This is a genomic window from Synechococcus sp. CCY9201 (genome assembly GCF_034931105.1).
Classification (GTDB): domain Bacteria; phylum Cyanobacteriota; class Cyanobacteriia; order PCC-6307; family Cyanobiaceae; genus CBW1002.
This window is the reverse complement of record NZ_JAYGIC010000163.1, coordinates 1-9,930: the sequence shown is the minus strand read 5'-3', so window position 1 is coordinate 9,930 and position 9,930 is coordinate 1. Positions and strand designations below refer to the sequence as shown.

9 protein-coding genes, 1 tRNA gene and 1 pseudogene are annotated in these 9,930 nt (G+C 68.4%); 5 read left to right on the top strand and 6 right to left on the bottom strand.

Features of this window, described 5'->3' with window-relative positions:
• Positions 1-253: 253 nt before the first annotated feature.
• Positions 254-1,000: a response regulator transcription factor RpaB gene (rpaB, locus tag VB716_RS16035; protein WP_197158593.1), complete on the bottom strand. Its 747-nt coding sequence runs from the start codon at positions 998-1,000 to the stop codon at positions 254-256.
• A 136-nt stretch (positions 1,001-1,136) separates the two neighbouring features.
• Between rpaB and radA the strand changes: the two genes are divergently transcribed.
• Entirely contained in the window at positions 1,137-2,660 is a 1,524-nt protein-coding gene (radA, locus tag VB716_RS16030; protein WP_416238129.1) for a DNA repair protein RadA, read from the top strand.
• Positions 2,661-2,690: 30 nt separating this feature from the next.
• On the opposite strand, the gene VB716_RS16025 is transcribed toward radA, so the two are convergent.
• Entirely contained in the window at positions 2,691-3,212 is a 522-nt protein-coding gene (locus VB716_RS16025; protein ID WP_197158594.1) for a photosystem I assembly protein Ycf3, read from the bottom strand.
• Between the two features lie 214 nt (positions 3,213-3,426).
• Between VB716_RS16025 and VB716_RS16020 the strand changes: the two genes are divergently transcribed.
• From VB716_RS16020 to VB716_RS16010, 3 genes are read left to right on the top strand one after another with little or no spacing between them, the layout of a single operon-like run.
• A complete protein-coding gene (locus VB716_RS16020; RefSeq protein ID WP_322758783.1) occupies positions 3,427-5,751 on the top strand; it encodes a heavy metal translocating P-type ATPase in 2,325 nt (774 codons plus the stop codon).
• 44 nt (positions 5,752-5,795) lie between these two features.
• Entirely contained in the window at positions 5,796-6,437 is a 642-nt protein-coding gene (gene tmk, locus VB716_RS16015) for a dTMP kinase (RefSeq protein WP_197158595.1), read from the top strand.
• Positions 6,430-7,467, top strand: coding sequence for a DNA polymerase III subunit delta' (locus tag VB716_RS16010; RefSeq protein ID WP_197170810.1), 1,038 nt, complete (start codon positions 6,430-6,432; stop codon positions 7,465-7,467). The genes tmk and VB716_RS16010 overlap by 8 nt, the downstream gene beginning before the upstream one ends.
• Here the strand turns inward: VB716_RS16010 and VB716_RS16005 are convergent.
• From VB716_RS16005 to VB716_RS15990, 4 genes are all read right to left on the bottom strand, one after another.
• Positions 7,421-8,200 (bottom strand): response regulator transcription factor, encoded by a 780-nt coding sequence (locus tag VB716_RS16005; RefSeq protein ID WP_197158597.1) that lies wholly within the window; start codon positions 8,198-8,200, stop codon positions 7,421-7,423. The genes VB716_RS16010 and VB716_RS16005 overlap by 47 nt on opposite strands.
• A 328-nt stretch (positions 8,201-8,528) precedes the next feature.
• Positions 8,529-8,600, bottom strand: a tRNA-Asn gene (locus tag VB716_RS16000).
• Between the two features lie 16 nt (positions 8,601-8,616).
• A complete protein-coding gene (locus VB716_RS15995) occupies positions 8,617-9,330 on the bottom strand; it encodes an ABC transporter ATP-binding protein (RefSeq protein WP_322758251.1) in 714 nt (237 codons plus the stop codon).
• 32 nt (positions 9,331-9,362) lie between these two features.
• Complete coding sequence (locus tag VB716_RS15990; RefSeq protein ID WP_322758252.1) at positions 9,363-9,626, bottom strand: hypothetical protein; 264 nt, start codon at positions 9,624-9,626, stop codon at positions 9,363-9,365.
• A gap of 154 nt (positions 9,627-9,780) precedes the next feature.
• On the opposite strand from VB716_RS15990, the pseudogene VB716_RS15985 reads away from it, so the two are divergent.
• Positions 9,781-9,930, top strand: a pseudogene (locus VB716_RS15985) (photosystem II D2 protein (photosystem q(a) protein)); the annotation flags it as partial.

Genomic DNA, 9,930 nt, shown 5'->3' with positions numbered 1-9,930 from the left:
GAGCACCGTGCCCGCCACGGTGCCGGCGCCGGAGACCACCGATCCGGCCATGGTCCCCGCCATCGAGCCGGCTGCACCGGCCACGTTGCCGGCGACGCCCACCACGGACCCGGCCACGTTGCCGGCGGCGGTGGCCGTGCCGACCACGCGAGTCACGGTCGCATTGCGCCGGTACCAGACCACCAGTCGCCGGATCGCCCGGCTGGGTTTGGCTCGGCTGGTTCGAGGCCGCAGAGGGCCCGGAACCGTGTTGTCAGCTTCCTTCGGAGGCAACGGCGTCAACGATGCGCTGGAACAGATACCCGGTGCCCCGTGCCGTGAGGATCAGCTCGGGATTGGCGGGATCGTCTTCCAGTTTGGAGCGCAGCCGGGAGATATGGACATCCACCACGCGGGTGTCCACGTGACGCTCCGGGGTATACCCCCACACCTCCTTGAGGATCTCGCCGCGGCTGAACGGCTCGCCTGAGCGGCTCACCAGCAGCTCCAGCAGGCTGAACTCCATGCCGGTGAGCCGGATGCGCTCATCGCCCCGGTAGACCTGGCGCTTGTTGGTGTCGATGCGCAGTTCGCCCACCTGGATCACCCCCGAGTTGGGGATGCCCGCCACCGCTTCCTTCTCGACACGCCGGAGCACGCAGCGGATGCGTGCCTCGAGCTCCTTGGGGCTGAACGGCTTGACCACATAGTCATCGGCGCCGAGTTCGAGGCCGGTGATGCGGTCGGCCACGTCGCCCAGGGCCGTGAGCATCACGATCGGTACATCCGATTCCTTGCGCAGCTCCTGGCAGACGCCATAGCCATCCAGCTTCGGCATCATCACGTCGAGCACCACCAGATCGGGTGTGACGCGTCGGAAGCTTTCAAGCGCCTCGACACCGTCACAGGCGGTGACCACCTGATAGCCGATCATCGACAGGCGGGTCTCCAGGATCCGTCGGATGCTGGCCTCGTCATCCACGACGAGGATGGTTTCCTTGGCGGGGGACGAAGCCGTCATCGCAGCGTCACCACAACCGTCATCACAGAGGCACTCGCCATTGAGCGGCATCTACATCCGATCAGCACTACTGAAAAGGCCAGAGGTCCACTCCGTTCACTGAAAGCCACCATTCGTCACAGATCGAGTTGAAGCGATGGCCCTGGGGCGCCCGTCCACCCACTACGTCTGCAGCAGCTGCGGCGCCCGCACGCGCCAGTTCTTCGGCCGTTGCGCGGCCTGCGGCAGCTGGAACACCCTGGTGGAACAGGCGGTACCGGCAGCTGATTCACGGCGTCGCCGGCCGGTGCCCCGCTCCGGTGGTGGCCCTGCAAGCCACGGTGTGGCCGAAGACTGGAATGGGGCGGATGGAGAGGCTGCCGCCACCGGCAGACCGCGGCGTTCGGAGCCGATCCATGCGGTGGGGGAACGGCCCCTGCAGCGGCTCAGCAGCGGCTACATCGAACTCGACCGGGTTCTCGGTGGTGGCCTGGTGCCGGGATCGCTGGTGCTGCTGGGGGGCGATCCCGGCATCGGCAAATCGACCCTGCTGCTGCAGAGCGCCCGGGCGATGGCGGATCGCTGCTCGGTGCTCTACGTCAGTGCCGAGGAATCGGCCCAGCAGGTGAAACTGCGCTGGCGGCGCCTGGCCGAAGTGGCGGCCACCAGCGGTGAGGGCAGAAGCGAGCCTCAAGGGTCTGGCGGGGCTGACCGGAACGTGCTCCAACTCCTCTCGGAAACCGATCTGGAGCTGGTGTTGCAGGAGCTGGAGGCACTGCGGCCGGCGGTGGCAATCATCGACAGCATCCAGGCCCTGCACGACGGCGAACTCAGCAGCGCCCCGGGGTCGGTCGCGCAGGTGCGGGAGTGTGCCGCGGCCCTGGCCCGCATCGCCAAGCGCCAGGACACGGCACTGCTGCTGGTGGGCCATGTGACCAAGGAGGGCATGTTGGCGGGGCCCAAGGTGCTGGAGCATCTGGTTGATGCCGTGCTCACCTTCGAGGGGGACCGCTTCGCCAGCCACCGGCTGCTGCGTGCCGTGAAGAACCGCTTCGGCGCCACCCACGAACTCGGTGTTTTCGAGATGCAGGGCCGCGGCCTGGCGGAGGTGAGCAACCCCAGCGAACTGTTCCTGGGCAGCCAGGAGCCCAGCCCGGGCACCGCCACGATCGTGGCCTGCGAAGGCACCCGCTCCCTGGTGGTCGAACTGCAGGCCCTGGTGAGCACCACCAGCTACGCCAGCCCACGGCGCACCGCCACGGGCATCGGCACCAATCGCCTCCATCAGATCCTGGCGGTCCTGGAGAAGCACCTCTCCCTGCCCCTGTCGCGCTTCGACTGCTACCTGGCCGTGGCCGGCGGCCTCGAGGTGGAGGAGCCGGCGGCGGACCTGGGGGTTGCTGCCGCGGTGGTGGCCAGCTTCCGCGACCTCACCCTGCCGCCTGGAACCGTCCTGATCGGTGAGCTGGGCCTGGGCGGCCAGTTGAGACCCGTGGGGCAGATGGAGCTGCGTCTGCAGGAAGCGGCCCGCCTCGGGTTCCGCCGAGCGGTGGTGCCCAGGTCCGGCGGCCTGGGGGGGCTGGCGGCCGGACTGGATCTGCAGCTGCTGGAGGCGGGCAACGTGGCCGAAGCGCTGGTGGCGGCCCTGGGCTCGCACCCCTCCCAGGAGCAGCCGTTCTGAGGGTCGCGCGTCTGAGGGGCCTGCGGAGGCTCAGAAGTACACGTCCACGTTGCTGCGACCCGACGACTTCAGCCAGTTCTCGATGTCCAGGTAGCCGCCGGGGTAGAGCCGCACCGCCTTGCCCCAGTAGTCGGCGGCCTGGTCAAGCCAGCGGTCTGCCGCGTCCTGGTCGCCGGCTTCCGCCGCCAGACGGCCCCACTTCTCATAGATCAGACCCATGTTCTTGAGGCAGGAGGGGGAGTTGGGGTTGGCGTCGAGCGACTGGCGGTAGTACTCGAGCGACTTCTCCTCCTCGCCATTGCTCATGTAGATGATCGCCATGTTCTTGAAGATCTCGCCCCGGTCCACGGCGTTCTCCTCGAGCTTGAGGGCTTCCTCGTAATTCTCCAGGGCCTCGGCATAGTCACCGTCGTTCTGGGCCGAGAGGCCATCGCGGTAGTACACATAGGCTTCCTTGGCCTTGGGATCGATCGGCATCAGCTTCACGATCAGATCGGCCATCACCGTGAAGCTCTTGTCGATGAAGTTGTCGTTGCGCTGGCTGCGGGGCACGGCTGGATCCTGGTCTGCTTGCCACCATCCTGCATGGTTTCGCTGACGGCCCGGCGCTTTGGCCCAGGGCTGGAGAGTGGGCTGCCTAGCCTGCCTGTACTGCCTCTGGATCGTGAGCGATCGGTCTGCATCGACCAGCGCCCCTGCAGCGCCTGGTACGTCCGATGGGGCGGAATCGCCCGCCCTCGAGCCGCTGCTGCTGGAGGTGGAGGGCATGAAATGTGGCGGCTGCGTGCGGGCGGTGGAGCGCCGCCTGCTGGAGCAGCCGGGCGTATGCCAGGCCAGCGTCAATCTGCTCACCCGTACGGCCTGGGTGGGGCTGGATCCAGGCGCAGCCTCAGACACCCTGCCAGCGCTGCAGGCCAGCCTGCTGGGCCTGGGCTTCGCGGCCAGTCCTCGCTTGTCGGTGGAGGCCCTGGATCGCCGCGACCAGCGGGAGCAGGAGCACTGGTGGCGCCAGTGGCGGCAACTGGTGGTGGCGCTGCTGCTGGTGCTGGTCTCCGGCCTTGGACACCTGGCCATGGTGGGTGGCCTGCCTGAGCGCCTCACCGCCGCAGGAGCGCCGCTCGCAGCACTGATCGACCCGGGGGTGCACGCGGTGGTGGCCACCGTGGCTCTGCTTGGGCCTGGCCGGCCGATCCTGCTGCGGGGTCTGCGGGCCGCCCTGGCCGGGATGCCCAGCATGGACACCCTGGTGGGGCTGGGGGTGGCCAGTGCCTACGGCGCCAGCCTCGTGGCCTATCTCCACCCCACCAGCGGCTGGCCCTGTTTCTTCAACGAACCGGTGATGCTGCTCGGCTTCGTGCTGCTGGGCCGCTTTCTGGAGGACCGGGCCCGCCAACGCACCGGTCGGGCGATCGAGCAGTTGGCCCGCCTGCAACCCGAAACGGCCCTGCTGTTGCTCGGCACCGATGCGCCCCGGCCGGTGCGGGTGGGGGGGCTGCGGCCCGGCGATCGGGTGCGGATCCTGCCCGGCGATCGGGTGCCCGTGGATGGGGTGGTGCGAGACGGCGCTTCGGCGGTGGATGTGTCCAGCCTCACCGGCGAGCCCCTGCCTGTTCAGGCCGAGGCCGGCACGCAGCTCGATGCCGGCAGCCTCAACCTGGAAGCGCCCCTGGTGCTGGAGGTGGAGCGCAGCGGCAGCGACAGCGCCATCAGCCGCATCGTCCATCTGGTCGAGCAGGCCCAGGCCCGCAAAGCGCCGATCCAGGGCCTGGCCGACCGGGTGGCCGGGCGCTTCGCCGGCGTGGTGGTGCTGCTGGCGCTCGCCACGTTTCTGTTCTGGTGGCAGTGGGGTGCAGCTCTGTGGCCGCAGGTTCTCCAGGCCGCGTCCCATACCGGCGCCAGCCCCCATGCGGCCCATGCCGCCCTCGGCATGGCCGCCGACACCCCCTTTGCCCTGGCCCTGCAGCTGGCGATCGCCGTGCTGGTGGTGGCCTGTCCCTGCGCCCTCGGCCTGGCGACCCCCACCGCGATCACGGTGGGCTCCGGTCTGGCGGCCAGCCGGGGCTTGCTGTTCCGCGGTGGCGATGCGATCGAGGTCGCCGCTTCCCTGCACGGTGTCCTGTTCGACAAGACCGGCACCCTCACGCTGGGCCGGCCCCTGGTCAGCGCGGTCTGCCCGCTCAACGCCCCTGCGGATGGCGCGGCAGCGGATCGCTTGCTCCAGCTCGCCGCAAGCCTCGAACAGCACACCCGCCATCCGCTCGCCCACGCCCTGCTGCAGGAGGCCGAGCGCCGCGGACTGGCGTTGCTGCCAGTGGCCGAGACCCGAACCCTCAGTGGTGACGGCGTCGAAGGGATGTTCGTCAGCGAGGAGCAGGGACTGCGGGTGCGGGTGGGCCGACCCGCATGGCTGGCAGCAACCGGCGTGGCCATGGAGGGCCTGGACCGCAGGGTCCAGGCCCTGGAGCGTCAGGGAGCCAGCGTGCTGGCCGTGGCGGAGGGAACCGTGCCGCTCGGCCTGGTGGCGGTCGAGGATCAGCCCCGCAGCGATGCCCTGCAGACCCTGGAGCAGCTGCGGCATCAGCGGCTGCGGCTGGGCCTGCTCAGCGGAGACCGGCGATCCGCCGTCAACCGCCTGGGCCAGCGGCTCGGACTGACCGCCGAGGAACTGGCCTGGGAGCTGCGTCCTGAGCAGAAGCTGGAGCGGATTCTTGAAGCGCGCCAGCTGGGGCCGGTGGCGATGGTGGGAGACGGCATCAACGACGCCCCGGCCCTGGCCGCCGCCGATCTCGGCATCGCGGTGGGCACCGGCACCCAGATCGCGCAGGACACGGCCGATCTGGTGGTGCTGGGCGATCGGTTGAACGGGGTGGTCGAGGCCCTGACGATCGCTCGCCGAACCATGGCGACCGTGCGGGCCAACCTGGCCTGGGCCTTCGGCTACAACCTGATCGTGCTGCCGATCGCTGCCGGAGCCCTGCTGCCCGGCTTCGGCATCGTGCTGACGCCGCCGCTGGCGGCCCTGCTGATGGCCCTCAGCTCGATCACGGTGGTGGTCAACGCCCTGCTGCTCTCCCCCTACATTCGGCCTTGACCGGCAGCGCCCGACCAGCTGGGACGGGAGAGGAGGGATAGGCCATGGAGCGCGGGCGGTTCCTGGTGTTCGAAGGCATCGATGGATGCGGCAAGACCACCCAGCTCGAAGCCCTGCGCCAGTGGTTGCCTGGCTCCGGCCTGATGCCCACGGCGGCCCGCTTGCTGACGACCCGCGAACCAGGGGGCACTGCGCTGGGCCTGGCCCTGCGCCAGCTGCTGTTGCATCCACCCGACGATCAGGCGCCCTGCAGTGAGGCCGAGCTGTTGCTCTACGCGGCCGATCGAGCCCAGCACGTGCAGCAGTGCCTGCAACCGGCTCTGGCCGCCGGCGACTGGGTGCTCAGCGATCGCTTCAGCGGATCCACCGCCGCCTATCAGGGCTATGGGCGTGGCTTGCCCTGGGATCAGATCCTGCCGCTGGAGCGGATCGCCACCGGTGGCCTGCAGCCCGATCTCACGCTCTGGCTGGATCTGCCCCTGGCGGCGTCGCTGCAGCGCCGTGGAGGTCGCCCTGCAGACCGGATCGAGGCCAGCGGCGAAGCGTTTCTGGCGAGGGTGCAGGCCGGTTTCCGCCAACTGGCGCTGGAACGGGGCTGGTGCAGGCTGGATGCCGCTGGTTCCCCCGACCAGGTGACGGCGGCCTGCCGGGCCCTGCTGGAAAGCAGGTTCGGCCCGCATGGCTGACCTGTTCGCCGATCTGATCGGGCAGCCGCAGGCCGTGGTCCTGTTGCAGGCGGCGCTGGAACGTCGCCGCCTGGCACCGGCCTATCTGTTCGCCGGGCCGGAGGGCGTGGGTCGGCGGCTGGCCGTGCTGCGCTTTCTCGAGGGAGTGCTGGCGGGGCCGGAGGGATCAGCCTCGGTGCGGCGGCGCCTGGCGCAGGGAAACCATCCCGACCTGCTCTGGGTGGAACCCACCTATCAGCACCAGGGTCAGCTCTTCACAGCGGCCCAGGCACGCGAGCAGGGCCTCAGCCGCCGGGCCTTGCCGCAGTTGCGGCTCGAGCAGGTGCGCGAGCTGACCCGCTTTCTGGCACGCCGGCCGCTGGAGGCGGACCGCTGCCTGGTGGTGGTGGACACGGCCGAAGCGATGGCGGAAGGAGCCGCCAATGCTCTGCTCAAGACCCTGGAGGAGCCCGGCGACAGCCTGCTGGTGCTGATCAGCGCGGCGCCGGAACAACTGCTCAGCACAATCCGCTCCCGTTGCCAGCAGGTTCCCTTCGCGCGGCTCTCACCGGCCCTCCTGGCCCAGGTGCTGGCCTCCTTGCCACCAACGCCACCCGACGATCCACCGATGGCCGATCCCCCCGGACTGCTCGACCTGGCGGCCGGCTCGCCTGGAGCCCTGCTGGAGCATCGTCGCCAGTGGCAGGCGCTGCCCGCTGGCGTGGCCGAGCGGCTGCTCGACCTCAGGCCCGATCCGCTTGAGGCCCTGGCTCTGGCCAGGGATCTGACGGAGGCCCTGGACGCCGAGCAGCAACTCTGGCTGCTGGACTGGTGGCAATGGCAGCTGTGGCATCGCCATCACCAGCCCCAGAGCCTGGGGCGGCTTGAGCTGTTGCGTCGCCAGCTGCTGGCCTATGTCCAACCTCGGCTGGCCTGGGAGGTGGCTCTGCTGGATCTGGGCCTGCAGCAACGAGGCCTGCTCGGACAGGGCAGCGAGGAGAGGATCAGGCCGAGGCCCGTTCCTGGCGCCGCTGCTCCCGCGTCTCATTGATCAGTGCCTGGACCTGCAGCAACTGGTCTCCGATGGGAAGCTCCAGGCAGTAGCCGGCGCCATAGACAGTCTTGATGAAGCGAGGCTTGCGTGGATCTGGCTCAAGCTTGGTGCGCAGATGGCGCACGTGCACCCGAATGGTTTCGATGTCGTCGTCGGGCTCGTAGCCCCACACCTCCTTGAGAATGAGTGAAGGGGAGACGGTCTGGCCATGGCGCTGCAGCAGGCAGTGCAGCAGTTCGAACTCGAGGTGGGTGAGCCTTACCGGCTGATCGAACCAGATCGCCTCAAACCGCTCCGGCACCAGGGTCAGGCTGCCGTAGCTGAGGATTTCGGTCTGCTTGGTGGAGAGGGGGGCACGGTCGGTGCGGCGGAGCAGCGCCTTGACCCGCACCATCAGCTCCTCAAGATCAAAGGGCTTGGTGAGGTAGTCATCGGCGCCGGAGTTGAAGCCGCTCACCTTGTCCTTGATGCCACCCAGAGCTGTGAGCATCAGGATCGGGATCCGGGCGGTGCGCTCGTCCCGTCGCAGGCGCTGGCAGAGGGTGAGGCCGTCCACCTTGGGCAGCATCAGATCCAGCAGGATCACGTCAGGGGTGACCTGGACGGCCAGAGCCTGACCCTTGATGCCGTCCTCGGCGCGATGGACGTCGAAGCCGCTGTGCTCCAGATGGCCGGCCACCAGCTCACGCATGTCGCTGTCGTCTTCGATCAGCAGGATGCAGGGCTTCATGGATGGAGCGGAGGCGTGGGTGATTGCAGAAGAACGCTGGAGCGGGAGCCTGTCCAAAGGGACTGGACACGACTGGAATCCGGTCAGGGATCCTTGCCCGGAGTTGATGGCGCTGGCGGGGGGCCTGCGACAGGCAAGGAAGGGACCGGGTCGCAGTTTCGGTTGTGGCTGAATGAAAGCGGCGCCATCCTCCCAGAGAACCAGTGCCCGGAACCTCTGACCGCTGTAGGGGGTGCTTCATGGCCGACGGCCCCTGCTGGGCAGGACTTGACACGGCGGGCCTGACCAAAAAAAAGCCGAAGCGAACGCTTCGGCTTCAGAACAACAACTCCCCGGGCGGGATTCGAACCTGCGACCAATCGGTTAACAGCCGACCGCTCTACCGCTGAGCTACCGAGGATTGGGACCACGAGAAACTACCCCGCAGCCTTGCCCCCTTGCAAGGGGGCAAGGCTGCGCCGCAGGCTTGCACCGCTCTGCCAGGGGCCGGCATGGCCCTGTTCCACCAAGGCAGCGCCGTTGCAGGCGGCCAGTTCCTCCAGCCGGTGGGTGATCCAGAGTGCCGTCAGCTTTGGCTCGGATCCGGTGCACAGGCTGTGGATCAGCTCCAGCACGCCACGTTGGCTGTCTGGATCCAGCAATGCCGTTGGTTCGTCCAGCAACAGCAGCTGAGCACCGCTGGCCAGGGCGCCGGCGATCGCCAACCGCTGCTTCTGGCCGCCGCTGAGGGTATGGATCGGCCGGGAGGCCATGCCGGCCAGTCCCACCTGCTTCAGGGCTTGCTCCACCCGCTCGCTGCGCTCGATCGAGGAGAGATCCTGGGGCAGCCCCAGCTGCAGATCACTGCCACAGCTGGGCAGCAATAGCTGGTGGTCAGGGTTCTGGAAGACCAGTGCCGTGCGGTCGGGGCGCCGGATCTGTCCGCCGGAGGGCTGCAGAAGGCCGGCAATCAGCCGCAGCAGCGTGCTTTTGCCACTGCCATTGCTGCCCACCAACATCCAGAGCCCCGGACGGGGAATGACGAGCTGGCAGTGCTGCAGGGCCACGCGGCCATTCGGCCAGGTGAAGCACAGCCGCTCGACAGTCAGAGGCGGCTCTGCTCCGCTGGGGTGGTCGGCTTCGGTGCGCAACGGTGCAGCGGTCAGGGGGGACGTGAAGGGCTTCAGCCCTCGAAGCTGAAGCCCGGCCGCCGGGAACCGCCGCCCGTGGCCGACTTCTCGTACATCTGCACGGCCACCAGTTCGCTGCTCAGCAGGCTGATGCACTTGTCCTCCTCCTTCTCGCAGTGGAGTTCGAGCAGCCGTGGCTGGCCGCTTTCAAGGGTCTGCTTCACCTCGGCATAAAGAGCCTGGGCAGCCTCCAGCTCCTTGCGCTGCACCGCGACGGGCATGGGGCTCAGCTTCAGGGACAGCTCGACGACGTACACGCGCGTGGATCGGTGGAAGCCCACTCTGGCGAATCGCCAGCACCAACCGAAGACTGAGTGCTTGTACTCATCCGGTTCTTAAGGGAAGCGAAAGTGGGCGCGATTCGCCAGCGAGGCCCGTACGATGGGCTTGTAAAGCTTCGTAAAGCCCTTTATGACGATCGCTGCAGGGCGTCTGCCGCAGCGGGGATGGTTCGACGTCCTCGATGACTGGCTCAAGCGCGACCGCTTCGTATTCGTGGGGTGGTCCGGTCTGCTGCTGTTCCCCACCGCCTACCTGGCGCTGGGCGGCTGGCTCACCGGC